29 protein-coding genes and 1 pseudogene are annotated in these 24828 nt (G+C 42.3%); 6 read left to right on the plus strand and 24 right to left on the minus strand.

All coding sequences use genetic code 11. The features are described from left to right. Positions 1–41 precede the first annotated feature (41 nt). From ACPV3A_RS02080 to ACPV3A_RS02115, 8 genes are all read right to left on the minus strand, one after another. Positions 42–620 (minus strand): GNAT family N-acetyltransferase, encoded by a 579-nt coding sequence (locus ACPV3A_RS02080; protein WP_426197983.1) that lies wholly within the window; start codon positions 618–620, stop codon positions 42–44. Between the two features lies 1 nt (position 621). Next, positions 622–1635 (minus strand): nucleoside-triphosphatase, encoded by a 1014-nt coding sequence (locus ACPV3A_RS02085; RefSeq protein WP_426197984.1) that lies wholly within the window; start codon positions 1633–1635, stop codon positions 622–624. A gap of 140 nt (positions 1636–1775) precedes the next feature. Continuing rightward, complete coding sequence (locus ACPV3A_RS02090; RefSeq protein ID WP_426197985.1) at positions 1776–2534, minus strand: ABC transporter ATP-binding protein; 759 nt, start codon at positions 2532–2534, stop codon at positions 1776–1778. 4 nt (positions 2535–2538) lie between these two features. Next, a complete protein-coding gene (locus tag ACPV3A_RS02095) occupies positions 2539–4746 on the minus strand; it encodes an FtsX-like permease family protein (RefSeq protein ID WP_426197986.1) in 2208 nt (735 codons plus the stop codon). A gap of 144 nt (positions 4747–4890) precedes the next feature. Next, entirely contained in the window at positions 4891–5538 is a 648-nt protein-coding gene (locus ACPV3A_RS02100; RefSeq protein ID WP_426197987.1) for a TetR/AcrR family transcriptional regulator, read from the minus strand. 104 nt (positions 5539–5642) lie between these two features. Continuing rightward, entirely contained in the window at positions 5643–6197 is a 555-nt protein-coding gene (locus ACPV3A_RS02105; protein WP_426197988.1) for a GNAT family N-acetyltransferase, read from the minus strand. Then, a complete protein-coding gene (locus ACPV3A_RS02110) occupies positions 6194–7303 on the minus strand; it encodes a sensor histidine kinase (RefSeq protein ID WP_426197989.1) in 1110 nt (369 codons plus the stop codon). The genes ACPV3A_RS02105 and ACPV3A_RS02110 overlap by 4 nt, the downstream gene beginning before the upstream one ends. After that, entirely contained in the window at positions 7294–8013 is a 720-nt protein-coding gene (locus ACPV3A_RS02115) for a response regulator transcription factor (RefSeq protein ID WP_426197990.1), read from the minus strand. The genes ACPV3A_RS02110 and ACPV3A_RS02115 overlap by 10 nt, the downstream gene beginning before the upstream one ends. Before the next feature lie 178 nt (positions 8014–8191). Between ACPV3A_RS02115 and ACPV3A_RS02120 the strand changes: the two are divergent. From ACPV3A_RS02120 to ACPV3A_RS02130, 3 genes and pseudogenes are all read left to right on the plus strand, one after another. Further along, a pseudogene (locus ACPV3A_RS02120) lies at positions 8192–8920 on the plus strand (ABC transporter ATP-binding protein); the annotation flags it as partial. After that, positions 8916–9614 (plus strand): ABC transporter permease, encoded by a 699-nt coding sequence (locus ACPV3A_RS02125; protein ID WP_426197991.1) that lies wholly within the window; start codon positions 8916–8918, stop codon positions 9612–9614. The pseudogene ACPV3A_RS02120 and the gene ACPV3A_RS02125, both read left to right, overlap by 5 nt. Before the next feature lie 32 nt (positions 9615–9646). Next, a complete protein-coding gene (locus ACPV3A_RS02130) occupies positions 9647–10513 on the plus strand; it encodes a DUF4097 family beta strand repeat-containing protein (RefSeq protein ID WP_426197992.1) in 867 nt (288 codons plus the stop codon). A 123-nt stretch (positions 10514–10636) separates the two neighbouring features. Here the strand turns inward: ACPV3A_RS02130 and ACPV3A_RS02135 are convergent, their stop codons facing one another. The 6 genes from ACPV3A_RS02135 to ACPV3A_RS02160 all read right to left on the minus strand — a co-directional run bounded on the left by ACPV3A_RS02135 (position 10637) and on the right by ACPV3A_RS02160 (position 15028). Then, positions 10637–11425, minus strand: coding sequence for a hypothetical protein (locus ACPV3A_RS02135; RefSeq protein ID WP_426197993.1), 789 nt, complete (start codon positions 11423–11425; stop codon positions 10637–10639). Between the two features lie 216 nt (positions 11426–11641). After that, positions 11642–11872 (minus strand): hypothetical protein, encoded by a 231-nt coding sequence (locus ACPV3A_RS02140; protein WP_426197994.1) that lies wholly within the window; start codon positions 11870–11872, stop codon positions 11642–11644. Beyond that, entirely contained in the window at positions 11865–12404 is a 540-nt protein-coding gene (locus ACPV3A_RS02145) for a DinB family protein (protein WP_426197995.1), read from the minus strand. Before ACPV3A_RS02145 ends, ACPV3A_RS02140 begins: the two co-directional genes overlap by 8 nt. An 89-nt stretch (positions 12405–12493) precedes the next feature. Continuing rightward, positions 12494–12835, minus strand: a complete 342-nt coding sequence (locus ACPV3A_RS02150; protein ID WP_426197996.1) for a hypothetical protein — start codon at positions 12833–12835, stop codon at positions 12494–12496. 16 nt (positions 12836–12851) lie between these two features. Further along, on the minus strand, positions 12852–13400 hold the full coding sequence (locus ACPV3A_RS02155) for an HAD-IIIA family hydrolase (protein WP_426197997.1): 549 nt from the start codon (positions 13398–13400) through the stop codon (positions 12852–12854). 593 nt (positions 13401–13993) lie between these two features. Then, entirely contained in the window at positions 13994–15028 is a 1035-nt protein-coding gene (locus ACPV3A_RS02160; protein ID WP_426197998.1) for an alpha/beta fold hydrolase, read from the minus strand. Between the two features lie 363 nt (positions 15029–15391). Here ACPV3A_RS02160 and ACPV3A_RS02165 point away from each other — a divergent pair, with 363 nt between their 5' ends. From ACPV3A_RS02165 to ACPV3A_RS02175, 3 genes are all read left to right on the plus strand, one after another. Continuing rightward, complete coding sequence (locus ACPV3A_RS02165) at positions 15392–15823, plus strand: BlaI/MecI/CopY family transcriptional regulator (protein WP_426197999.1); 432 nt, start codon at positions 15392–15394, stop codon at positions 15821–15823. Continuing rightward, positions 15820–16620, plus strand: coding sequence for a M56 family metallopeptidase (locus tag ACPV3A_RS02170; protein ID WP_426198000.1), 801 nt, complete (start codon positions 15820–15822; stop codon positions 16618–16620). Before ACPV3A_RS02165 ends, ACPV3A_RS02170 begins: the two co-directional genes overlap by 4 nt. Positions 16621–16722: 102 nt before the next feature. Then, complete coding sequence (locus ACPV3A_RS02175; RefSeq protein ID WP_426198001.1) at positions 16723–17481, plus strand: prolipoprotein diacylglyceryl transferase; 759 nt, start codon at positions 16723–16725, stop codon at positions 17479–17481. A gap of 150 nt (positions 17482–17631) precedes the next feature. Here ACPV3A_RS02175 and ACPV3A_RS02180 read toward each other — a convergent pair whose 3' ends face one another. From ACPV3A_RS02180 to ACPV3A_RS02225, 10 genes are all read right to left on the minus strand, one after another. After that, the gene (locus tag ACPV3A_RS02180) at positions 17632–18156 is read right to left on the minus strand and encodes a GNAT family N-acetyltransferase (RefSeq protein ID WP_426198002.1); all 525 of its coding nucleotides are present in this window, start codon (positions 18154–18156) and stop codon (positions 17632–17634) included. Positions 18157–18252: 96 nt separating this feature from the next. Further along, positions 18253–18900: a FusB/FusC family EF-G-binding protein gene (locus ACPV3A_RS02185; protein ID WP_194543827.1), complete on the minus strand. Its 648-nt coding sequence runs from the start codon at positions 18898–18900 to the stop codon at positions 18253–18255. Between the two features lie 277 nt (positions 18901–19177). After that, a complete protein-coding gene (locus ACPV3A_RS02190) occupies positions 19178–19636 on the minus strand; it encodes a GyrI-like domain-containing protein (RefSeq protein WP_426198003.1) in 459 nt (152 codons plus the stop codon). Between the two features lie 108 nt (positions 19637–19744). Next, positions 19745–20152 carry an NUDIX hydrolase gene (locus ACPV3A_RS02195; protein ID WP_426198004.1) on the minus strand — a complete coding sequence of 136 codons (408 nt, stop codon included), beginning with the start codon at positions 20150–20152 and terminating at the stop codon, positions 19745–19747. A 46-nt stretch (positions 20153–20198) separates the two neighbouring features. Further along, entirely contained in the window at positions 20199–20666 is a 468-nt protein-coding gene (locus ACPV3A_RS02200; RefSeq protein ID WP_426198005.1) for a GNAT family N-acetyltransferase, read from the minus strand. Between the two features lie 242 nt (positions 20667–20908). After that, positions 20909–21397, minus strand: coding sequence for a GNAT family N-acetyltransferase (locus ACPV3A_RS02205; RefSeq protein ID WP_426198006.1), 489 nt, complete (start codon positions 21395–21397; stop codon positions 20909–20911). 51 nt (positions 21398–21448) lie between these two features. Next, complete coding sequence (locus ACPV3A_RS02210) at positions 21449–21994, minus strand: GrpB family protein (RefSeq protein WP_426198007.1); 546 nt, start codon at positions 21992–21994, stop codon at positions 21449–21451. 171 nt (positions 21995–22165) lie between these two features. Next, positions 22166–22858 carry an alpha/beta fold hydrolase gene (locus ACPV3A_RS02215; RefSeq protein ID WP_426198008.1) on the minus strand — a complete coding sequence of 231 codons (693 nt, stop codon included), beginning with the start codon at positions 22856–22858 and terminating at the stop codon, positions 22166–22168. A 68-nt stretch (positions 22859–22926) separates the two neighbouring features. Beyond that, a complete protein-coding gene (locus ACPV3A_RS02220; RefSeq protein WP_426198009.1) occupies positions 22927–23742 on the minus strand; it encodes a GNAT family N-acetyltransferase in 816 nt (271 codons plus the stop codon). Between the two features lie 163 nt (positions 23743–23905). Then, positions 23906–24799, minus strand: coding sequence for a carbon-nitrogen hydrolase family protein (locus ACPV3A_RS02225; RefSeq protein ID WP_426198010.1), 894 nt, complete (start codon positions 24797–24799; stop codon positions 23906–23908). Positions 24800–24828 lie beyond the last annotated feature (29 nt).

Raw genomic sequence — 24828 nt, forward strand, 5'->3', positions numbered from 1 at the left:
ACGAAGGGGGTTCTTACGATGGCGGTTATTCAACCAGCCCGTTAACGGGAGTTGCTCTGATTCCGGTAGTCATCCACAACAATAGAGTATAGTTTCAGATCTTCGTGCTTCCCTTTTACGAATATCGTCTGTCTTAATAAACCTTCATAGGACATGCCGGCCTTTTCCATCACTCTGGCTGATCCTAGGTTTGACGGCAGACAACTTGCCTCGATTCTAACCAGCTTCATTCTTTCAAATCCAAAAGAGATGATGGTCCTGATCACTTCGGTCATGTAACCACGATTCCAATAATCCTTGGACAGAGCATACCCCAATTCCGCTTTAGCATGTCGGACATCCCAAGCCATAAATCCTGAGGTTCCAATGACCTTTCCGGTTTCTTTGTCCACGATTCCCCAGGGGGCCACAGCATGCTGGCTGTATTTATGCAGGACCCTCATTAAATAGAGACGGGTATCTTCCATCGTTTGATGCGTCGGCCATGCCGTATATCTCGATACCTCCTCATCAGAGCCGTAATGAAATATATCCTGTTCGTCTTCGCTCCTCAGTTTTCTTAATATCGTTCTGTCTGTTTCTAACGTAGGGAGATCCGAAAAGACATCTTCGATCTGCATATCATTCACCCTCCACAGCTTTCATCATATCCTTTAACAAAGTTTCGGATATCGTGTCACGATTGGATGCGTTCATACTTAGAATCCTGACTTCCTTCCGATATTTGATGATGTCTATTTCAGGATGGCTCTCCAGAGGAATGGTCCCCAGAACAATTCGGGAACCTGAAATAATCGCTTGTACTATTTTTTGAAAAGACGAAGATAACATCTGCATAAAACCAATTTCGTCGATAACGATGATTTTCTTGGAGGACAAGGCATCCTCTAATATTTTCACGGCAAAATCCTCGAATGCTTCTACATCCATTCCGTATCTTCCAATACGAGTGCTGCTAGGGTTTTCTACATGTGCAATCTCGATGCTTACCCCACACACGGATACGCACTTGAAACCGATTCGACCACTCGAATTCGTGATTTCCTCCGTATAGAATCCACCGCAAATATCCGGACCGATGGCATTGATAAGTTGTTTGATCATCGTCGTTTTACCGATCCGAGGCTCCCCTGTCAGTAAAAATGCGTGCTTGGTCTCCAGGCGTTCCCCGTCCATTCTTGACAACAACTTATAACGAGGCGGGTTCAAATCCCACGTCTCATACGGGACTAAGCGGTCTGCATTCATTGCATCAAACGTTCGTGATTTGACATGGGGTCGTTTTATGTATTCATCCATATTCATATCGTGCAGATCTATAAATTTGGCCTCCAGAATTTCTTCCGGTTGAATGGTTATTTCTCCGCTAACATATTCCGCATGAAAAACGACAGACATAACATGAAGCCTCTCGTTGTAATAAACGCCGGATATGCCTAAAGGACGTATAACGACTCCTGTTTCCTCCAGAAACTCTCGGCATACCGCCGCATCTAACGGCTCGCCAGCATCAACGAAACCTCCGGGCATTTCCCACGTATCCGAACGAACATGAGTACGAACCATTAAAACATGTCCATCCTCATTCTTAACAAGTGCTGAAACCGCAACGAAATGTTTGGACTGATCATGCATCGTATAATACCATCCGTTTCATGATTGATGTTACGCTCAAATGACTGCTCAAGCGTAAATTATGGTGCGAATCAAGTGATTCCATAATTATACATTCGCTAACCAAGGGCGATAGTCCTGCGGCTTAAAATGATATCGATTTATATTCCGATTTCCTGCATTTTCAGCATAACTTTCTTGACCCTGCCATCCAAATCCGTTCCCACAAGCTTTGGAAGCTTGAGTTCGCCGACCACTTTCCCATCGCGCATAAACATAATGCGCTCCGTCCGCGCCGCAACTTGTGCATCGTGAGTGACAAGCATGACCGCCGTACCGTCTGCATTAATCTCCGAGAATATGTCCATGATTTCCTGAGCGGAAATGGAGTTGAGCGCTCCCGTTGGCTCGTCGCCGAAGATAATTCGCGGGTTGTTCATCAGTGCCCGGCATATTCCCGCACGCTGAAGCTGACCACCCGAAACCTGGGTGATGTTCCGTTTTTCAAGCTCTGCGATGCCTACCCTTTTCATAAGCTCCCTCGCCTTCACCGAAATGCTCGCGGCGTTTTTACGGTTATCCCGCATGGAAGGAAGAATGATATTGTCGAGGATATTCAAATTTTTCAGCATCGTCGGCTGTTGGAACACAAAAACCATTTGGGTTCTGCGTAGATCTGCAAGCTCATTCTCCCCAAGCGTCGATAAATCCTTGCCCTCAAAAACGACTTTTCCGCCATTCACGCCATCCGTCCCGCTCAGTGCAAACATTAGCGTGGATTTGCCCGAGCCTGATGGTCCCATAACAGCTACGAACTCGCCCTCGTGTATACAGGCGGATACCCCGTCCAGAACATTGCGCTGTTCGCCGCCCTCGCCGAAAGATTTGACGATATCCTCACCGATAATCATCTTTTTCATCTGCCTACTCCTTTATATTTTCGGATATTTTGATACGTCCTGCGCCCGAAGTGCCGATCATGGTTGCGATAAGTACCGCGGTTATCATCATAAGCGGGCTGTACAGATACGCCGAAAGCGGATTGACCACAAAATGAAACACTGACGCTCCAAACGAAGAGATAACCGCACCCGCAAGCCTTTCTCCGAGCGTGTTCGCCAGAAGAGTTCCAAGAACAATGCCGACCATCAGAACAAATACCGAACGCGAAGCATATTGCACCTTTATGTCCGAGTTAGTAAAACCGAGGGCTTTCATAACGGCAATGGAATATCTGTCCTTCGCAACAAGCATTTTTATAAACATCAGGGTAATCAGTACCGATATCATCAGCGCAACAGCAATTGCAGCGTCAGAGGCCTTCTTGACAGCATTTATCGTTGAGCCGAATGTCTGCGTAATAAATTCATCAATATCTGAAATCTTGGCAAAATCAAACCTGTCGGCGTAGTCTGAAATCTTAGCGCCGATGAGAGATATATCCGAAAGTTCTGCACAGATGATGCTCCACATCATATCCGCCGAATTGTCGGTGAATACCGCCTTTGCGGTTTTGCCGCCGTTGGTAATGTCGGAATATATCCCGCTCACCGTCAGTTCCTTCTCCTGTCCCTCTATTACCAGTGTAATGACATCGCCGACCTTCTTGCTCAGCTCATCGGCATTTATAGCCGACAGTGCAATTTCATCCTCTGCAGCGGGTGCTCTGCCAATGGAATAAGCAATCGGGAATATGGAATGGTCGCCGAGTTCGATTTTTATGTTTTCCTCAGAACCGTTTTCTGTTTTGATGTTAAATGCTTTTGTTGTAAGGACGGCAACCTTGGATATGGCGGGGGCGGAGGAGATGGTGTTGTACAAATTCTGTGGAACCATCATGATAAATGCTGAAATCACCAGTACCGTTAGGCTTGTAGCATAAAGCTTTTTCCTTGCGAGAACGTCTTTGATACCAAGGAAAACATTCGTATTCAACAGCCTGTTTCCACTTAGATTATAACGGTTGGCGCCTGAGCTTTTGTCCTGCGAAGTACCAAAGCGTATAGCTTCTGCAGCGGATATGTTCCGAAAACGTTTCAACACTGTGTTTACATAGGCGATGATGACAAGGAATACAAGCAGTATGCCGGTAATTCCCAACAACAAAGCATAAGCGGAATTTTCACTTTCTCCCATATACAGCCGTATATTTTCAAGAAGCATGCCTTTGAACATAAACGACAGTGCAAACCCGAGCATACAACCCGCCGCCGCAATCGCTGCGTATTTCGCAAGATACATCTTTTTTATGTCGGAAACACGCAGCCCAATTGCCTTCATCGCGCCAATCTCGCGGTAGTCGTCTTCGATTTTCGCCAGGAGCGTAAATCGTATGCACATCAATGCGATGGCCACGACAAGCGCGCTCACAAGAAGTATAACCGCGATCATCAATCCATCGGAAAGTGCGTTCATCATTTTGAAAAGCTTGTATGTAACGGTTGGTCCGTTTGCTTCAAGGCCTGCGGAGGCATAAGCCGTTTCAAATGAACCGAGCTCGGATAGATCCTTTAATCTAAACTCAATCAGATACTCCGTGCTGCCGAGGCTCTTAATTTCCGCATAATCATGTTTATGTACAAGAAATCTCTTGGAGGAGGAGAGCGTAGAGTTCATCTGTGAATCCCGGAGGAATCCTGCAACGATAAACTCCTTCCCGCTAATAACCGCCAGATCACCGACCTTGGTTGTGCCATCCCTCATATAGCTTACCGGAACATACAACTCGCCGATGGCGGGTTTAATGATGTTACCGTCGAGATCAAGCAGATAATCGAATTTTTGGCTCTGCATGCTAAATCCGTTATCCTGGACACTATTCGCAAGCGAATGCTCGCCTAATCGTATCCGCGCACCATCCATATTGAGAAATTCCATCACTTGAACGTCATCCACATTGTGATGCTGCTCCGCAAAAGCTGAAAGCCGCGCAGAATCTATTTCACCGGAATGCATCTGCATAAAATGCGGGGTTTTGGCTTGTATCATCAATGTGTTCAGCGCACCCGTGAGATTGACGACGAGGACCGCCGCAAGCGAAACAAGCATAGCCGCCGCAGCGACAAATATCATGGTCGTTAGCGTAATGGCCTTGTTTTTTAAAAGATCATTGCGGATGATTCTGGAGTACATAAGACACCTCTGCTTTCACGCATTTTAACCGCCTTAACTTATACAGAATGACCGAAGTCCCACATAACAGCATCCCGGCGATAATCATGAGAAATCCCATCCCTCTGCCGAAGCCCGCCGATGATATTCCCCCGCACTGTCAGTTTATTCATGGCTGCTTTCGTCTCCTCCACCAAACATCTGCATGACGTCCATAAGACTCCCGCTTGCTGCACCGAGCAGCCTTTCTACGTTGCAAACAAAGGCCAGTATTCGTGAGCCGCGCTCCTCATTCGTCAAGGTAATCATATCGTCATCAAAAACGGTATTCGCATAGATCACAACCATTTCCATGCATTCATACGGAAACGGCGTGCTGAACATCCCCTGCTCAATGCCTTCGCGGATGATTCCCGTCAGGATCGGCGGAACGCCGTTGATGATAACCTTGTGTATTTTTTGGTGCATAAGCGCGTTCTGCGGCTTGTGAATATGCTCCATAATCTCCTTGCTGCTTCCGCCGCTTAAGTTCAGAGCCATAACAACGCGGATCACGCGCTCGACTACGGGTATCGTCTTGTCTGCGGCAATGACCTGCGCTGCATCTAGAAGACCGTCACTATACCGATCAATCAACGCATCCATAATATCCTCCTTCGACTTGAAGTGATGATACAAGGTTCCCCGCGCAATGCCAACCTTTCCAAGAATATCGTTTGTACTTGTGCCGTCAAAGCCCTTCTGAGCAAACAGCTCATCCGCTGCATCAAGGATCTCGTTCCTGCGTTCCTCCGCTTTTTTTACAACTCTCATGGTTACACCCCCTCACCACAGACCGACTGCCTGTCGGTAATAGAATAACAGATTTCCTGTTATTGTCAAGATGTTTTTAAGTGAATCTAGGTGGGGGGGCCCCCTCACCTATTCTCTGAAACATATTCTTCTTTTAAAAGTCCATAATACACGAGATCTTCGTAGTTGCCCCCTTTTCTAACATGCTGCCTTAATCGCCCTTCATATTTCATTCCCAGCTTCTCCATGACTTTACCTGAAGCAGGGTTCTTCCCTAGATAACGGGCAAATATACGGTTTAATTTCAGTTCGTCAAACGCGTACCTAACGATACCTTCTGCCGCTTCCGTACAATATCCATTGTTCTTATACGGTCTCCCAATCCAATATGCAAGTTCACCATGATCAAACTTCCGAGTACATCCAATACATATTGCGCCTATTACATATTGTTCTTCTTTATGTACAATGGCCAGTTCCAGTGATCGGTCTTCATGAAAGTTATGAGCATGTGTTTCGATCCATTGTTCTGCCATCCCATCCTCATACGGATGCGGGATATACAATGTTGTTTCCGCAATATAGGGATCCCCTGCTAATTGTTGAACGACTTTGGCATCTTCTATACGGAAAGGCCGTAATATCAATCTTTCCAATGGAATGGTCGGCAGTTTCTTCAAATAGGTCTCCCTCCTTGTTTTTGCAATCGAATCGTGAACGTAGTGCCTTGCGAAGGCTCACTTTCTACATTGATTGCACCGTCATGGGCCTGAACCAGCCTGTAGACAATCGCCATTCCGAGTCCCGTGCCATCTGAGGAAGATTCCGTGGTGGTGCCCCGGTAATATTGCTGAAATAGATGTTCCAACGTATCAGCCGGCATGCCTATGCCATTGTCCATGATGCGGATCGCAGCATGCTCTCCTTCGTCCGTAATCTGTACATAAATATCCGTATGTTCAGGATTGTGGATAATGGAGTTCATCATCACATTTTGCAGGATGCGCTGCATGAATTTCGAATCAAAATCAACGCGAATAACAGGCGGGGCCGCTTGAAAATGCAAATGATAGTGGCTTGCTTGGGGATTGTTGCTAATATCGGCAACCACCCGCTTTGTAAATTCGACGATGTCTTGATTCGTCTTCTGTAACGGCAAAGCGCCGTCGGCGCGATTGAGCTGTGTGACGAGGCTTAAATCTTGAATCAATTCCTCCATATGCTTTCCTTTGTCGTCCATTTCCCGGATGAAAGAAATTGCCTCTTCTTTCGACCACTCGTACTGGTCATTCAATAAGAGGGCCGAGTAGCCTTTAATATAGGTTAAAGGTGTTTTCAAATCATGAGATATCCCCGCGATCCAGTCCTGCTTGGCTTCTTCGATTTGGGTTCGCTCGATTTCGTTCGCTTTCAAAATACTGCCTAAGGATTGAAGATGCTGAAGCACCTCCTGATACAGGCGGAACCGCATGCGAAGCTTTCCTTTTCGGGTATATATTTTGGATAAATTGGCCGGTTGCTTGTAATTGTCCTGCGATAGCTGATGAATCCAGGCCATGATGAAGCCGAGCGGGCCGCCAAAATACCATCCGAACAAGGCAATACACAGCAGCGTACTGACCCCGAAGAACCCTCCTACAATAAGACCTTCATTATCCATGCTGATATCGATAGCAAGCAAAGGAAGAAGGCCTTCAAGCATAATCACGAGGAGGATACCCGTCCCAAGAAGCCACAGGATGAGTCCTAATGCCAAGTGAATCGTGAACCGAGTTTTTATTCGCATAGCAGCGCCTCATTCGGAGGGATGAATTTATAACCGATTCCCCTTAAATTCACGATGATTTTTGGTTTTCGGGTGTCATCGCCGAGCTTTTTACGGAGCTTGGAGATATGGATCGTGACCGTTTTTTCTTCCCCGTACACATCGTTTCCCCATACCAATTCATAAAGCTGCGCCGTCGTAAAGATATGATTCGGATGTTTACAAAAGAAATGCAGCAGCTCCAGCTCCTTCGCCGTGCATTCTACAGATTGACTCTGCACGGTTAACGTTGCCGATTCAGGATGAAAAGAGAAGTACCCGTAATCGTACGCCGTGTTTTGTTGATGTGCATTCTCCGTAAGCCTTTGCCGGCGAAGGATCGCCTTGATTCGGGCAATGACCTCCATCGGATTAAACGGCTTGGTAATATAATCGTCTCCGCCGATCCCTAAACCTGTTAATTTGTCGAAGTCGGTGGAACGCGCGCTAATAAAAATAATCGGTGCATTCGTATGTCTACGGATCTCCGTACAGAGCTCAAAACCGCTTAGATCCGGGAGCATAATATCGAGCAATATCATATCATATGCCTTTTCTTTGATGCGCTGCAGCGCGCCTTTGCCCGATGATACGGTATCGATATTCGTGAAGTTCTCTTTCCGAAGCGTGATCTCCAATAACTTCAAAATACCGATTTCATCATCAACAGCTAGTATGGTTGCAGATTCCATTGCGATTTTCTCCTCACTTTAAACTTATCCTGCGAATTCATTTTCTATCTTACTCTATTTATAAGGTTACGAGATTACTCTATGTAAAATGTTACGTGTTTTTTCCATAGCGTTTACTTTATTTTTACTTTCATTCCCTAAGCTTAGTGTAGCACATCATTAAGGGAGGAAATCACAAGTGAACGCCGCCATTCAAATCAATGAAGTAAGCAAGGCATTCAAGGGCACAGAAACCATTACCAACGTCAATATGAGTATCAGCAGGGGAGAAATTTACGGGTTTTTAGGTCCGAATGGGGCCGGTAAAACAACCATTATGAAAATGATATTAAATCTGGTCAAACCGTCTTCCGGTGATATCCAAGTATTCGATCAACTGGTTCTGCCAACATCGGTTGAATACTTAAAAAGAATTGGCAGCATCATTGAATATCCTGTGTTTTACGACAGGCTGACAGCAGAGGCTAATTTGGCGCTTCATTGTAGATACATGGACTATCGCGATATGTCTGCGATCAAGGAAGCGCTGGAGATCGTAGGTCTTCAGGGTGTAGGGAAGAAAAAAATCCATGAATTCTCTCTAGGCATGAAGCAGCGGTTAGGGATTGCGCGCGCGATTGTTACGAGACCCGACATCCTCATCCTGGATGAACCTATCAACGGACTTGACCCGATCGGGATTAAGGAAATGCGGGAGCTTCTCTTGCATTTAAAGGAGAACTACGGAACGACCATTTTAATTTCGAGTCATATCGTATCCGAAATCGAATCGGTTGCCGATACGATTGGCATTATTCATCAGGGAAAACTATTAAAGGAAGTCAAGATGGAGGACATCCGAAGACAATATGCCGGATCGTTAGAAGAGTACTTCATCCATCTCATTCATGGAGGCAAACGATATGCTTAAACTCATACAGCTTGAATGGCAAAAAAGTAACATGACCCGTTATTTTAGAGGATTAGCCGTTTGTATTGTGGTTATTTTCGCCGCCGTTGCATTGATGGCTCTGGGCTCTCAGAGTGAGAACGAACCCATGAATTATGCGGAATTCATGTCTTTATCGGATATTTTGATTAGAATTACGTATATCATTTTCTCAAGTGTGATTATGTCACGTTTGGTTATTGAAGAATACAAGAGCAGCATGATCCAAGTGTTATTTACCTACCCGCTGCAGCGAAAAAAAATCATGCAAGCCAAGCTATCGATTGTGTTTGGATTTTGTTTGTTCAGCATCATCATCACTACGTTTATGATCAATCTATTAACGTACTTCTTGAACCCGATAATAGGGTTATTTGACGCACCGATTCGTATCGATGAAATGGTGGGTGCTATTCCATCAACGTTGATCAACGCATTCATGATCGCCGGAATCAGCCTGATTCCTTTAACTATTGGTATGAGAAAAAAATCAACGGCTTCCACGATAACCTCGGCTGTCATTATCGGCTTCGTGATTAACGCCACGGTGTCTGACGGGGGAAGCTCGACCAGTCTGTTTCAATTTATCGCCATCCCGATTGCACTCTGTCTACTTGGCCTGATCCTTGGCTATCTTTCTTTTTATAAAGTGGATCGAAGCGACGTGGCCTAAAACTTTACCGTACATAAATGGAGGACTTGAGCATGAGAAAAATTATAACCACTTCGCTTGTTTTGCTTATCGTTGGCGGGTTAGCTATAGGCTGCCAAGGTGTAGGGAAATCAGGTTATCACCATGAAGCATCCTTTGAGGCAAAACTCATTGAAGAAATTGAAATCAACAATGAATCCTGGGACATTGAATTCAAGCGTTCGGATTCCTCGAACATCACCATCGCTTGCGATGGCAAGCGTCAGGACAACAAGAGCGACCCTGTAACGATTGACCAGGAAGGGAATAAAATTGTTGTTACCCAGAATGACCAGGGTGGTGCTATCGCTGGATTCACTTTTGGCAAAAAAGGGACAATCTATATCTCAATTCCCGGCCAAGAAGTCGATACGATTACATTGAATAATGATGCGGGTGACATCAAGATGAAGGATGTATCGGCTCTAAACATCGCTTTCACCAACCATTCGGGCTCTGAAACCATCGAAGGACTTTCAGCTGACAAGGGGGAATTTACATCCAAAGACGGAGAGCTCAAATTGAAAAACAGCTCGCTTAACGAATTAACCGTAACTTCTGGCAGCGGTGACAGCTATATTACAGGCGTGACCAGCCCCGAGATGAACATCGCTTCAACAGCTGGGGAAGTATCCGTCAAAGAGATCGAAGAAGGAAAGAGGCTGCGCGTAGAAACCGGGTCCGGTGATATCGCCTTATCTTATAAAACGCCCCCTGCTTCGTTAAACCTTACCGCAACCAGCGATTCATCGGATATAAACATTGGTCTAGATGGCTTCAAAGAAAAACAGAGCACGGAACAATCAGTGGAAGGCACGATGGGGGATGCAGCCCATACATTGGAGCTTGTCAGCCGTTCCGGAACAATAGTTGTAAAATAGTTCAGTCCAAACGGCCAGCAGTATCATTTTGTCGTCAACCCCTAATAGCTGAGAACTCCTTAGGGTCGACGACAATAGTGGATTAGGATGGCCTTAGCATCAATATTAATACTAGATGGCATGTCATTGTCTGGGTAGCTTGTTCTCTGCAGCTTGAAGTAGACTACGAATATTCCTCTCCCATTCCAATGTTTTCATCTGTAAAGCATGAACTTGGTTCGTACTATCAACGATCAGTTTCAGATATGCAGCAGCGTCTACAGCGTCTCCCTGCTTGACAGCTGCTTTATAACGTTTATTTACTTCATTAATATTTCTATTGAAGTCCGTTATTTTTTTGTTCTCGGCTGTGATTTGTTTCTTTAACATTTGCACCGGTAATAACGCATCTTTAACGATTTTAGCTTTTGCGGCAGCCTGCTTCTTCGCAGCGGTTAAAGCATCCTTTTTCAATTTGATCTCCTGTCGCGCCGCATTCGCAGCATCCTTTATGCGATTTCGCTTAAGATCATACAGAAGAACAGATTTTCGATCTTTTCGCTTCCTCGCCTCTGTCAATTTCTTGCCGAGATCAGTATATTCCGCAAGCAAGGGAGCGTATTTATTCTGAGACTGGTCTGCTTCTGCCTTTAACTTATCGAGCTTCACCTTATCAATAAGCTTTATTTTCGCATTAATTTCCTTAAGCTTTTCATTGTTTTGCTTACGGAGCGCCTGTATTGACTGCTTGTCCTGTTTATTGGCCAACTCCAGTGAGGTAAGGCTGTCATGCAATTGATCGATACTAGTTAACGCAGCATCCCATCCCGTATTTGAAGCCTCTGCGTATGCGGGACTAGCCACAAGCAGGAAACAAATGACTAGAACGGCTAAAGCATGTATATACCGTTTCGTTCTTCTTTGTTTCAGCAATACAATCATCTCCCTTATCCAAATTATCCTCAAAGAATGCAAAAAGCACCCCACAAGAAAGGCCTTAGAGCCTGTCCTGCGAGGTGCTTCTCCCGCACTTCTTCCGATTTGATTATAGTATAAATTCGATCTATTTATATGTCAATCATTTTCTAGAACATTTGTTCTTATTCCGTGATCAATCCTTATCCCGATTAGGAAGGAATGTAGTTAAGTTTATTCATCATAGCTTTTAAAGATGCTTATGCCAGATATAACGCATACGAAGAACAGTAACCCTAATCTTAACCAATCCATCAAGAGCCAGAAGTCTCCGCCATTCACAATGTCTGGGCTCAAGCCGTATTCATCCACAAAAATACCCATATTCCAAAATAACTTTAACGAAATAAGCAGCGATAGCAAACTCAAGGAAAATACGAGGATGGATCGTATTCTTTTATTCATGATCCATGTCTCTCCTTTGCTCAGCGTACCACTTTCTAAGCTGATTAATATGGGCTTGGTGATAACGGTTATGATCGGCCATATGCCATAATCCCCATCGTATGGTGGCTTGCTTTTCATTTTCGTGACCAAATGTGACAATGTGATCCAGATCAGCATCCGTTAATTGCGTGCTTGTTTCTTTCAACATTTTTAATACGACTTCATATTTAGATATAAGCGTATCCAGAGGCATCCCTTCTACCATCGGCAGCCTGTAATGTTCATCGATCATCGGGCCGTATTCGTCTTTTAATGACTGGGGAAGCGCCTCCCCTTTAATCCTATAAACCCAATTCAGGTCGACGTACATGATATGTTTTATTAGTTGTGCGGCACTATTGAATTTGTTACCAGGGCCTTTGTAGTTTATTTCCTCTTGCGACATGCCCTCTGATATGGATTTTAGCCTTTGGCTGTTCTCTTTGACAGCGCCATATAACATTCCCACGATCGTTGACATATTCTCTTCGCCTTGCAAATCGTATAACATCCTAGCACAACCTCTCTTGTAAAAATAAATAGCATCCCAGCCTCACTATTTGGACTTTTGAATTTTTTGTTTCAGTCGTATCGATTTATTCAAGTGCAGAAAAATATGCCTTGTCGCTGGTGGACATCGTTATTTACGAGTACGCTCATCGTCATGTCTTCAATACGCGTGATATGCCACATATGCCATATTATGGAGTTCTTTGTATCAGGAGCCGTAACTGGATATTGACGGAATGTTTTCTCATGTAGATCTTTAACTAGTTCATCCTCAAGGGTCGCAATGGGTGAATGGCTCATTCTTGATGAATGTAACAAGCGATGCTGCTGCAAGAATAACTCAACTGCACTCTGATGCTTAGCCGGATCCAGAATGATCTGGGTTAGCTTTTTGTGATTTTCATTCCACTGTTTTCTTTGACTCAAATCCATGGAGAACCATCCTTTTTTAACCACCCTCTAATATCCATGTCACGGCTTCATTAAAGTCTGTCGCGATAAAATCGGGATACGCTTCTTTCCATTTGCCGAAGTACTCGTTGTTATTGAATTTTTCCAGTTCCTTGGCACCAGCTCCCGTCTTCACTAACACTTTCTTGCAACCGGCTTCTTTGGCAGCAACCATATCCCTCCATCTATCTCCTATGACAAAGCACTTCCTTAAATCCAGATTATTTTCTTCTGCGGCTTTCAACAGCAATCCAGGGGACGGCTTTCTACACGGACAACCCGCTCCATGCTCATGAGCACAAAGATAGATTTTGTCAAAACCAAAGCCTAATAATTCCGATTCGAATTCGTCCTTTGTTGCTTCGCCCCGAGTTATTCCAGGTTGATTCGTAAATGAACAAATCAGCATGCCTGCAGCTCTGAGTGAATCAATCGAATTCTGTACTTGCGGAAAAAGCTCAAATTCACCGGGCAAAACAMCCCGATCGGTTCCTCCGAGCGTTCCGTCCCTGTCAATGAAAACCGCCTGTCTTAAGGACTCTAGCAATTGGTTATGCTCCTTTCCTTATATAATCAAATATCAGGCTCTCTTCGAACCATATACAAATTTTTTGACCTACTTCCTGTTGGTTGTTATCGATCGTATAAGTGTTAGCCCACTAACAATTCCAAATACTGCACTTGCTTGAGGCAGGGTTGCGAGTTTATAAATAGTTACATTCGCCAAGCTATTAATATACATTACCAATATGGGATAAATAAGCAGCAAGAAGCAAGGGAGAAACACAAGTAGTAATAAGGGCCAATTAAGTTTAAATGATTTTGGTAACCCTTCTAGAAAAGCTAGATGCAAACCATAAATTAACGGAACGATTGCCAATATCCATACCGTACTTTCTATTTGAAATGTCTTCTTTGCTTCCTCAGAATAGTAACTACTTATCGAGTTTCCAAAATAGATTAAGAGACCACCTATAATTAACCATACAAGGTAATATACAACTTTCGATTTCTGTGGCTTCATCATACTATCACTCCATTCATATTGGTTCGAGAAAGAAACGATGTTGGCTACAACCACATTGATAACCCCATGTTACCCGAAGTTGATCTCAACGAACTCTTAGCTGACTGGTAACCTTATGATATATGATTTTGACTTGCTATAGATATTAGTATGTTTTCAATTTCTTTAGTATCCTCTGGATGAAACATATGAGATGATTTATCTAACCAAAAGATTTGTTTGCCTGCAGGCGCTTCCAGTTCATTAAAATAATCCTCCACTAAGTCTCCAAATATATGAACATCTTTTTTTCCATGTATAAAAAAAACAGGTACTTCCAACTTCCTTATCGTTCCTTTATAATCAATTTTTGCAAAATCCTCAATCAATGTTTGTGTATAACTCCTTTGAAATCCTCTAATTGTATTAAAAATATCTATTATTGAGTAATCTGGAGATCTCAAGATGATACTCATCGCCATTTTCATCCCCGGATGTTTTACATCTTGATAAGAGTAAACCATCGAATTATACCTGCCCATCCATTTTCTTAATGTACTCCATTGTTTAACACTCTTTATGTAGGGGGGATTACCACATTGTTGCAGTTCTTTAATCGCTTTGTTATTTCCATGTTTTTTTGCTTTATCTAGCGTCCATTCTAAACACAACACATCATTCTGAACCCAATTTATTATTTGTGATATCCCAATATAAGCATAATAATCGCTTGGATTCTCATCAACTAAACGCAATCCAATAATAGTTCCCCAAGAATATCCTGCGACATATATTTTCTGTTTATTGAATTTAATCTTTAAGAATTGCACTACTTCATTAGCATCTGATACGAATTGATCTATATTTAATGAATCTCTTATCTCCTGCTTGTTAAATGTTTTTCCGGAACCTCTTTGATCCCAAAATACAACGGTATAATGCTTGACCAATTCTTTCGTATTCGTTGCTATAACGTAGTCTCTTGAGCGGCTCGAAGTTCCAGGGATAGGTAAACCGGGGCCACCATGTAGAATAAGTAAAACAGGATTATTTATATTCTCTGATTGTATTAAAAGATATTGATGAATTCCACCAATTGCTACATTTTCTATTATACTTATCCCTTTCTCTGAAATTTCAAAGTCAATCTTGGATCTCAATAACTTCATAACACTTCCTCACTTCCTATTTTCGATTACTCCTTTTGCAGACCAATGGCCGATCGGAACAAAATTCTTGGCTAATTCTTAAGTTAACCATTCTACCTGTTCTGCACCTTTCTTTTTTGATCTTGCTATCAATTCCCAAAAGTGTTGAGTCGTCATAGAATTAGATCTCCTGTGGTTCTCTTATTCTCGATTGTAAGGCAAATAACCTTTCGTCCCCGACACTTTGCAAGTACCAAGAACAATGCCCAACCAAGAAAATACAACACAGACTAGCAAAGGGGAATAGCTATGCGAGTGTCGGCAGGAAGAAGTTGACATTGTCCAACAACCATACTACGATATGTAGTATGAGGTGAGATAGGAATGAAGATTAAGAAAATGAATATCGAAGGTGAAGGCCTGAATCGATTTTTTGGACCACTGGAGTCTCGAATTATGGATATTCTCTGGTCCTCAGAAGCACTCAGTATCAAGGAAGTGCAATCAATCCTGAATCAGGAGAGTCCAATCTCGATCAATACGGTAATGACCGTCATGAATCGTCTTCTGGATAAAGGCCTGCTGACAAAGGTCATGACGGGAACCGGCCGGACACGGGCAGCCAAGTTCAGCCCGCTGCAGTCGAGGGAGCAATTTCTCACTGAACAGACAAAGGAAGTGTCGCAGGGACTCATTCAAGAGTACGGGAGCTTGGTCGTGAACCACATGATCGATGCGCTGGATGATGTCGATCCTGAGGTGATCGCAAGGCTGGAGCGTAAATTAAACGATATCAAACACGGTAAAAAACAATGAATCCCACCACACGGCTAAGATGTACCTACGCGCTGATGATCGTATTCGTAGCTGTTGTCATCGTACATATGGGAATGTTCATTACCTACCAGGTCCGAAGCGGAGTATTTCAAGGTCCCGTTCTGAATTACGTCTTAATCGACATGATCATTGCGTATACACTTGTTCAGATCATTTGGCGAAGTACGAGGCAATTGGTTTTATCGCAAAAATGGTTAAAGCACTTCCGTGCCAACAGGCACGATAAATTAACCAAGCGCCTCAATTACAAGTACCGCGGCTGGGGAACGGAAATCATTGTTGTACAGGACAATGCCTTTGTGGCTCTGACGATTGGACTGCTGCGACCGAAAATTGTCGTATCCACAACGGTTTTAGAGATGTTTAATGACAAGGAAGTAAAGGCGATTTTACTGCATGAACGATACCACTGCCGTAATTATGATGGATTAAAAACATTCTTTTCGACCTTGCTGGCAGACGCCTTTGGATATTTGCCGATTGTTAAACCAATTCTTCGCTACTATCAGACGTGGCAAGAACTGTTTGCTGACCGATTCGCCATCCGGCAGATGGGCACCGAGCTGTATTTAGGCAGTGTCTTATTAAAATTAGCGAAACTCGGTAAGCTTCGACGGTATGAGGCAGCCGTTCATTTTGCGGATACAACATTGCAATACCGGGTCATGCAGGTTCTTGAGCCTGACCGAGGGGTGAATGTTCCGTTAGCCCTACTGAAGCCATTTCTCAGATCCTGTTCCATTTTGCTGCTCTTAATGTTGGGCGGGGATTCGTAGTCCCTTTTTTTTTTTGGATGATTACACTACACACTGTAGTTCAATCGCATCATGTAGAAACAGAAGATTTTATCAGGGAATCTATTATGGGGGAATGAAATTATGTACAACGAATTGATCAGGATTGGACCCGTGACCATTTATGGATATGGATTAATGATTGCGATCGGAATCCTTATCGCTTACAAGGTTGTTGTTTATAGAGCAGCTTCTAGACAAGTAGAACTATCCCATGTCTCCTCTCTAACGTTCTGGAGCTTATTAGGCGGATTGGCCGGAGCTAAACTTTTGTTTTGGATAACCCAAATGAACAATATCATCCACGATCCTTCAATGATTCTGAATTTTTCGGAAGGATTTGTGGTATACGGAGGAATTATCGGGGGGATTGGGGTTGGTTATGTCTATTGTAAGAAGAAAAAGCTCAACTTTCTAAAATACCTTGACCTATTTGTGCCCTCCGTTGCATTAGCCCAAGGATGCGGGAGAATCGGCTGTCTGCTCGCCGGTTGTTGCCATGGAAAAGAAACGGACAGTTGGTTTGGCATAACGTTTCACGAATCCGAGCTTGCCCCGAATGATGTCAAACTCATCCCTACACAAATATTAGAAAGCGTTCTTAGCTTATCAATTTTCTTCATACTGATGTATATTGCAAGAAGAAAAAGAACTAATGGCCTAATAGCAGGTCTATACCTCATTTTCTATAGTTTAGGGAGATTTATTATCGAATTTTTCAGAGGTGATATCATCCGGGGCCAGTTTGGTACTCTCGCTACTTCGCAGTGGATCGCATTAGCTGTTGTTTTGATCACTTGCATCGTATTCTTATCCAAGGCTCAAAAAATGAAGACCACATAAGATACGCACACTCATGAGAACTTTACTACATCGTGTTTTCCACCCTAGAGTAAGTGTTCGAACATGGTGGGCTCAGACTTCATCATTAAAAAAGCTGAGCCCCGATAGTATATCCAGTTTGCTTGTAGAAACTGATCTTGATCGCTACTATCACGTATTCTTAATCCAATATCTTTTAATTACGTTTCCATCCTCCTCTATGTAGTCTGTATCCGGCCTCCCGCCGTTCTTAATAATGGTTCTTTCCGATCCCACATTACCGGCATCACATACAACTAAGACATCGTTTATCCCCAGTTTCTTGGCCTCAATCAAGGACAATTCCAATAGTTTAGTCGCATAGCCTTTCCATCTTTCTGACGGGCGGATTCCATAGCCAATATGGCCGCCAGCATTATATAAATGTTCGGTTAATTGATGTCTAATATTAGCCGCACCTAATACTCTATGTTGTTTATCGATCAACCAAAAGGTTGAATCTGAGACCCAGCCTTCCTTTACACCAATGCCCTTCTCTTGATTAGAGAGTTCCTTCAGCATCCCCTGAAAATCACTTGGATCCTTACTTATAACCCAAGGAACCATATTCTCACCGGATTCTTTCCATTCTTGATAAAATGACAAATATTCTTCTTCAAGCTCTAGCTGAGGCTTAACTAATCTTACATCGTTCATAGGTTTCAACGTCCTTTCAATGACCATTGTGTCTTTAAACGGGAACATAGTACAAAATAGGCTGCCCTTAGAGGCAGCCTATTTCTAGTTCCTGTGTTACTTGCTGGCGGAGAGAATGAACTTCTCAAGTGCCCCTGTATCGGTAATGCTGTGATTACATGCTTGGCTATCCAGACATACGTATTGGCCAATGAACGAAAGATTATCCGGTGAAGCAACGGCCGGCTTGGTCTTGACCGAGAACAAGGCAAGCTCTTGATGCCGGTTGCAGAACAGACAGTAGCCTTTCTTGTTGGTCGGCGTAATTCTTCCCTCGATCCCGATGAATCTTCCTTCGAACGGATATACGATATATAACTTGTTTGTGGCAATATCCACCCAGCCCAAATACGTTACATATCGAAAGTCGATCGATTGCAGATCCGGAACTTTCAGTTTCTTATTTTTAGGAAATAACTTCTGAATCTGTTTCAGCGTAATCGTCGGATAAGGCTCCAGATAGGGTTCTAACGCGTTAAGATATCTCTGGAAATCCTCGGCCTTCTCAATGGTCGACATTTCTCCAAGCATCCGCTTCTGATCCTCTGTTAGAGACGGAAAAGCTTCCAAAGTGCTTGTTACGGCACGATACCTGACCGTTTCCAGGACTTTTCTATCCGCGATCGTTCGCAATGTTTTCAGAAGGAAATCCGATTGTTTTTTAATCACGTTAAACTGGTGGTTTCTAATAAATGGTGTACTCATAGCTTTCAGCCCCTTATTTTTATTAAAAATGAAGGTGCAAAGCCTGTTATTAGAAACGATAAAGTTAAGGTTGGGCGATCGAATTCATCTATCGCACCCCACGCAAAGTATCGCCCCAGATCAGGCTTTGCATGAGGACTTCCTAGCTAATGAGCAATTCAGCATTGCCATCGGTATAACCCCCAATCACATTTCATACGCAAAATTATAACAGCAAGTGCCAGTTGGCGCAATTTATTCCCTTGAAAGGGAACACTGTCTATATCAAACTTAAAATCTATTTAATGGTGTCATACAAGTCTGCTTCAATATGATTTACTTCCCCATGTCCCCATTCATCCGAAATCTCCAGATGCCAGGATCTCGGCAATCGTTCATGGTTATTTTCTAGTATCCAGCGATGGAGCTTTTCATATGTATTTCTAATTTCATCATTAGGCCCCTGGTGTCGTTGAACTGCGTATTTTTGTTTTGGAATGACTAATGAGACCATCCCTTCAGGAACTTGTTTCATGTCAAGTACCTCAACACAAACCCAATAACCATCTTCCCCTCCCGATACATCCTCAGCGATGAATGCACCAACAAGTCTAACCGGTTCTACAACCTCACGAATCTCTTGCAATCTATTTTTAAGTTCAACCGAAGCCTTGGGGATCTCTTTAACATACTGGTCACCGGGACATACTACTCTTATTCCGACTAATTTCATTTCATGAAGTTCGACTACCTTCACAGAGCTCACTCTCTTTCGTTGAATATTTATTTTATAATGGCGGGGTGCATTAAAATGTTGTTAAATGCAGCATGTGCATTTCTTAAATTATCTTCACGTTTGTTCCTTCTAGAACTCAATATATACCGGCTCATCAGCTGGTCTTAAGCAAATTTCGATTCTATCCCTAAAATTCATATAGGTCACCATATTCAATGCCTCATCCAATGGGAAGAATCCTGATTCAAGGCTTTCTGTTGTAGCTACGGGTGTACCCCCAATGTATTTAGCAAGAAATAGTGTATTACAAATACTCGCCTTCACATTTTGGAAAATCCCGCAAAACCTTATAATCTCAATATCCACTCCAGCCTCTTCTTTGGTTTCCCTGATTGCTGCTTGTGCCAAAGACTCTCCAATTTCAACGACTCCGCCCGGCATTTCCCAGCCCCTTTGCGGCCCCCGGATAAGTAATATTTCATTATTATCATTCAGTACAACTGCAGCAGCAGAGACAATATGTTTAGGTAGATTCATCTTACTTCTCCTTTATATATAAATTCCCTCCGTATTAACTACTTTACTAACATAGCATATTTTCCATTGGCTCTTTGCAGTGCTGATATCCATTTTTCTTGTAAAAATCAACCCCTTCATCACTAGGCCATACGATAATAAATTCATATTTGTTCTCTTTTGCCCATTCGTTGATTTTTGATATTAATTTACTTCCTATCCCTTTACCTCGATAATCAGGTTTTGTATATACATTCGTCATATATGCAAATGGATGTGTGATTCTCCCTGGTCTCGGTACCTTGTGAATAAGTTCTATGTATATGTTGGACACGACCATGCCGTCTTCTTCAGCAACCCAAATACTCCAAATATCACTTTGAAATGCCTTCCATAAAAAATCATAACACTCCTCGTAGAAGTCACTATAAGCTTCGTTTTTTAATGTTCCATCTAGATCGTCTTCCAGTGTAAAATCCCATCTCATCCGAATAAGTTGATCCATATCTTCCTTTGTCGCAATTCTAATAATCATGGAATCACCTCCGAATTCATTAACATCACTTCACCTTTCAAACATGATAAGTAAAATATATTTTTTCAACATGATCCGTAGAGCTGATGATTTGCTGAATTCTGATTGGACTAGAGAAATAAACAACTACACATATCAAGATGATTGATATTAGGATTACAAAATGACGAAGGCGTAACTTTCTCAATAAAAATCCTCCATTCGATTGCGATCCTGCATCACACCTCCAGCCGCTGAGGTTACTACTTTGTACTGAACTCTTGTATGTATTTCTTTGAATCTTCCCTGTATCTCTCTGTGTAATTATTCTTGGAATATTCACTGATTACGTTTCTCCAAAAAGATATGGCAGTTGTATTACTCTCCATTTGAGCTACTTTCCAATTTGCATTGAATAACCCAAATGCCTGTTTAGCTGCGGTGCGACCGATCCCGTTTCTTCTATATTTCTTCAAAATCATAAAATCATAAATTACATGCGTTGGGTCTGGATCTGTGTCTAGATTCTCAAACAGCACAACCAAGAACCCTACAATTGCTCCTGACGATACTATGAAATATGGGTTCCATCTAGGGTCACCTTCCCAATAGAAATCAATGTTCACCCCGTATCTTCCATCATCATTTAAGTTCTGATTAGTGTATTGACTAAAATCATAAAAATAAAATTGATACATGTTCGATAATGTTTCTTTCTCTTGAACTGAAACAGGAATAAGTTCGATTTCCATAACGTCTCCTTTTGTATCATCCTACTCCTTTTTGAAGTTTCATTGATTCGCCTACAGATCCGGTTTATCTGGTTTCCAACCTATTTCTTGTGACCAAACATGTGCCTTTTGTATTAACTCCCATACAATCGGGCCTTTGCCTTCAACATATTTATGTCTTTCATGATGGTACAATCCCATTAACCGGTGCTTCTCTGCCGAATATCTTAAGCAATCCTCTTTATGTTCTCTCAAATAATCTCTAAATAATAATGTCAATTGTTCTGAGTAACTCCCCGTTTGTCTTACATGAATATGTGTTCTCCGATGTCCCGGAATTTCTCGAAAATACCTTTTAGTCTTATCAGGATTTTCTTTACGAAATACAAACGCTATAGACTCTAATTTATTCTTATATTGATTCACATCTTCAAAATTACTAATTGAGATTTGAATATCAATAATTGGTTTGGCATCTAGTCCAACAATCGACGTAGATCCAACGTGGTCAATTCGATCTGCTATGTCCCCTAAAACTTCTCGTATGTTCCATGCTACCTCCAAGAACAAGTTTCGCCACTCTGGATCATACTCAGCTATTCGCCATTGCTCATCCATGTAATTGTCTCCTTAGGTTTAAACACTTTAGGAAGTGGTTTGGTTTCTCGGCACATTCAGTTTTCATCTTGTTCTAAGGATCCACTCGCTCAGATCCTTCGAAATGTCTCCGGTAGACCGAGCAGCCTAATGACAGCGATGAGTGTGATTATAAGGGAGTTCTTTCCCCGATTATTCTACAAATTCTTTTATGATTTTATATAGCTTTGATCTTTCTGTGCTTCGAAAGTCATGTCCGCTATTCTTTAATTCAGCTATTTGCAGGTTAGAAAATTGTTCTTTATATTCTTCCAATTCCTCACTAGATATTATAGAGCCTTCTAGTAGCCCTCTCATAACAAGTATGGGCTTTTCTGAACTAAACTTTATTGATCTTTGTACCGATTCACGTTGAATTCCCCTAACCGCTTCCGGGCGAATATGAGACAAACGATTAAAGGGTACTAAATAATTTTCAATATAGGCTTTAGGCCAATCCATGGGCATCGCTTTATGTTCAGACGGATAGTCCAAGATAATCAATTTGCCAATTTGGTCAGGATGTAATCTGGTATATTCCAAAGCGTAAGACACACCTCTTGAGAAGGCGTATAAATGAAAATGGTTTATCCCGGTGCTTTTCACTACGGATTCGATATCTGCAACATGGTCTTTCAAATCATAACCAGTCAGCGGGGTGCCACTTTGGCCTCCAATACATCTTCTGGGTATTAGGTATTCAAGTAAATCTTGATACTCTTCTGCTGTTTCGGAGAGACCAGGACATATAAGAAGTGGAGTTAACGAAAAGTCTGAATCAGGATGAGAATCAAGGTAGTGAATGCTTACACCATTATTTATTGAGGTTTGAGAAATGAGCTTCATTCAATGACTCCTTCATTTCGATTTAGAATATTTCGTCTCCCTCATCTACTGGACCTTATACCAGTGCCCTAAGATAAACCATACCATGATATTTGGTAGTCAAAATCAGGGGTCATTCCTACTTTCTCTGCAAGTCGAATAGACCCTGTATTCTCCGGAGTACAGTCCCAGTATGGACGAATTCCTTTTTGAAGACATTCCTGTACAAATGCCTGAGCTACTGCAGCACCATAATTTCTTCTTTTATGCTCTTCAAGCGTTTCGATATCAATTGCATGCGTTTTATCTACAACAAATGCTGAAAAACATAAACTCACCACATTGTGATTATCCTCAACAAAATATCCGAATCCTTGCTCTAAGAAAGAGTCTATAGAATCCCAAAATCGTAATATCTTCTTTTCTAAAAACGAATGGTTATCCAATCGTCTTGACTTCAATAACTCACGAGTTATCCGTTGAATATTTACAACGCTATCTTGAAATTCAATGTGTGGTGGCTTCCCTCTTAATGTGAACACATGTTGAGTATCACTCGAAATGCGGCGCTCCTGAAAAATGTTTTGTATCGTTTTATCCCAAGGATCAGGATCCAGACCAATCTCGACCCAATTTATATCTTGCTCCTGTAGCTTGGGTTCTATATGATTTCTCATGTATTCTGCTAGTTCTGTTATAAATGTTGTACTCTGAGCATCTCCAACAATCTGAAAACCCTTTTGTCCTTCAATCCAAATTAATGCTGCTGTGGGTTCTGTTGGATGATCTACATAGACCCCGCCCGGGTTATTGCCGCTAACCACAGCCCTAACCTCGATATTCTTACACTTATCCGTAATGTGTCTTATCTTATAAAACTCTGATTTATTAAGTTCTGTTATCACTTTTATTTCCCCCAAGCCTTACCCAAATATCTGATTAATAATTTCAATTTTTCTTTCTTCTTATTACAAAAGCTTTATCTGCCTTTTCGAATCCGATCCTCTCATAAAATCCTACGGCTTTCGGTGCTGAAGTTAGTACATATTGAATTTCGTCAGATTCCGTTTATTCCCGTATAAAAGGCTCTTCTACTTTTTCAGTTAGTAAATCTTTATAAGCTTTCACTTTCCTAAACGTATTGCCCATCATTTCTTTATTACGATACTTACGAATTTCATCCAGATTAAATTCAGCAATAAATATACCCTCTGACATATGATCTGCCAGCATAATGGTGTTATCGACCGATTTCCCATCAGAATCCCACATAATCGGGCTATAAGCACAAGAACAGCCCGCATGTTCACCAGGAGGATTGGCCATCGCAATGCCAACCATATTTTCATATGCTCTTGTAGATAGTGCCTGTAATCTAGGCTTCATGGTCCCGCAATCATTGGGAACCAGAATGATTTCTGCCCCTTTTAACATCAATACTCTTGCGCTTTCTGGGTATTCTCTGTCATAACAAATCATGACCCCAATCTTCACACCGTCGAAATCACATACTTTAAATTCAGTACCAGGCTCAAGCATACGTTCAGTATCAAAATCGCATGTATGGACTTTGCTGTACTTTAATAAAATTTCACCGTTCCGATCAATTACAAATGCTGAATTTTGAGGACGCTTTACCCCTTTTGTAAAACCCGTGATGACAATGCCAATAGATAATTCTTCCGCAATTGCTTGAAAAGATTTTAAGGCTGTATTATTTTCGTCTATTGCCGCCTCATACCAAGCTTTGAAATCAGGATGATTCTCTATCTCTTCTGCGGGAAGCTTGGTTTCAACAATGTCGGGAAAAGCATATGCAGTTATCCAACATTCAGGAAATAATACAATATCTGCTCCAAGGTCTTTGGCTTTTCTTATGAATCTTAATCCAATTTCCGTGTTTAGTTTTTGATCAGGCTCACTGCAATTATATTGTACGGTTGCGACTGTAAAGGTTTTCATATTTCTGCACCTCACATTAACTCTTTAGA

It is taken from the genome of Paenibacillus sp. Dod16, from assembly GCF_049893405.1.
GTDB lineage: Bacteria > Bacillota > Bacilli > Paenibacillales > Paenibacillaceae > Paenibacillus_AQ.

What these genes read in the sequence shown, in the direction of transcription:
- ACPV3A_RS02080 (WP_426197983.1), bottom strand. Translation starts at nt 620, where the DNA reads ATGCAGATCGAAGATGTCTTTTCGGATCTCCCTACGTTAGAAACAGAC.
- ACPV3A_RS02085 (WP_426197984.1), bottom strand. Translation starts at nt 1,635, where the DNA reads ATGCATGATCAGTCCAAACATTTCGTTGCGGTTTCAGCACTTGTTAAG.
- ACPV3A_RS02090 (WP_426197985.1), bottom strand. Translation starts at nt 2,534, where the DNA reads ATGAAAAAGATGATTATCGGTGAGGATATCGTCAAATCTTTCGGCGAG.
- ACPV3A_RS02095 (WP_426197986.1), bottom strand. Translation starts at nt 4,746, where the DNA reads ATGTACTCCAGAATCATCCGCAATGATCTTTTAAAAAACAAGGCCATT.
- ACPV3A_RS02100 (WP_426197987.1), bottom strand. Translation starts at nt 5,538, where the DNA reads ATGAGAGTTGTAAAAAAAGCGGAGGAACGCAGGAACGAGATCCTTGAT.
- ACPV3A_RS02110 (WP_426197989.1), bottom strand. Translation starts at nt 7,303, where the DNA reads ATGCGAATAAAAACTCGGTTCACGATTCACTTGGCATTAGGACTCATC.
- ACPV3A_RS02115 (WP_426197990.1), bottom strand. Translation starts at nt 8,013, where the DNA reads ATGGAATCTGCAACCATACTAGCTGTTGATGATGAAATCGGTATTTTG.
- ACPV3A_RS02125 (WP_426197991.1), top strand. Translation starts at nt 8,916, where the DNA reads ATGCTTAAACTCATACAGCTTGAATGGCAAAAAAGTAACATGACCCGT.
- ACPV3A_RS02130 (WP_426197992.1), top strand. Translation starts at nt 9,647, where the DNA reads ATGAGAAAAATTATAACCACTTCGCTTGTTTTGCTTATCGTTGGCGGG.
- ACPV3A_RS02140 (WP_426197994.1), bottom strand. Translation starts at nt 11,872, where the DNA reads ATGAATAAAAGAATACGATCCATCCTCGTATTTTCCTTGAGTTTGCTA.
- ACPV3A_RS02145 (WP_426197995.1), bottom strand. Translation starts at nt 12,404, where the DNA reads ATGTTATACGATTTGCAAGGCGAAGAGAATATGTCAACGATCGTGGGA.
- ACPV3A_RS02150 (WP_426197996.1), bottom strand. Translation starts at nt 12,835, where the DNA reads ATGGATTTGAGTCAAAGAAAACAGTGGAATGAAAATCACAAAAAGCTA.
- ACPV3A_RS02160 (WP_426197998.1), bottom strand. Translation starts at nt 15,028, where the DNA reads ATGAAGTTATTGAGATCCAAGATTGACTTTGAAATTTCAGAGAAAGGG.
- ACPV3A_RS02165 (WP_426197999.1), top strand. Translation starts at nt 15,392, where the DNA reads ATGAAGATTAAGAAAATGAATATCGAAGGTGAAGGCCTGAATCGATTT.
- ACPV3A_RS02170 (WP_426198000.1), top strand. Translation starts at nt 15,820, where the DNA reads ATGAATCCCACCACACGGCTAAGATGTACCTACGCGCTGATGATCGTA.
- ACPV3A_RS02175 (WP_426198001.1), top strand. Translation starts at nt 16,723, where the DNA reads ATGTACAACGAATTGATCAGGATTGGACCCGTGACCATTTATGGATAT.
- ACPV3A_RS02180 (WP_426198002.1), bottom strand. Translation starts at nt 18,156, where the DNA reads ATGAACGATGTAAGATTAGTTAAGCCTCAGCTAGAGCTTGAAGAAGAA.
- ACPV3A_RS02185 (WP_194543827.1), bottom strand. Translation starts at nt 18,900, where the DNA reads ATGAGTACACCATTTATTAGAAACCACCAGTTTAACGTGATTAAAAAA.
- ACPV3A_RS02195 (WP_426198004.1), bottom strand. Translation starts at nt 20,152, where the DNA reads ATGAATCTACCTAAACATATTGTCTCTGCTGCTGCAGTTGTACTGAAT.
- ACPV3A_RS02200 (WP_426198005.1), bottom strand. Translation starts at nt 20,666, where the DNA reads ATGATTATTAGAATTGCGACAAAGGAAGATATGGATCAACTTATTCGG.
- ACPV3A_RS02205 (WP_426198006.1), bottom strand. Translation starts at nt 21,397, where the DNA reads ATGGAAATCGAACTTATTCCTGTTTCAGTTCAAGAGAAAGAAACATTA.
- ACPV3A_RS02210 (WP_426198007.1), bottom strand. Translation starts at nt 21,994, where the DNA reads ATGGATGAGCAATGGCGAATAGCTGAGTATGATCCAGAGTGGCGAAAC.
- ACPV3A_RS02215 (WP_426198008.1), bottom strand. Translation starts at nt 22,858, where the DNA reads ATGAAGCTCATTTCTCAAACCTCAATAAATAATGGTGTAAGCATTCAC.
- ACPV3A_RS02225 (WP_426198010.1), bottom strand. Translation starts at nt 24,799, where the DNA reads ATGAAAACCTTTACAGTCGCAACCGTACAATATAATTGCAGTGAGCCT.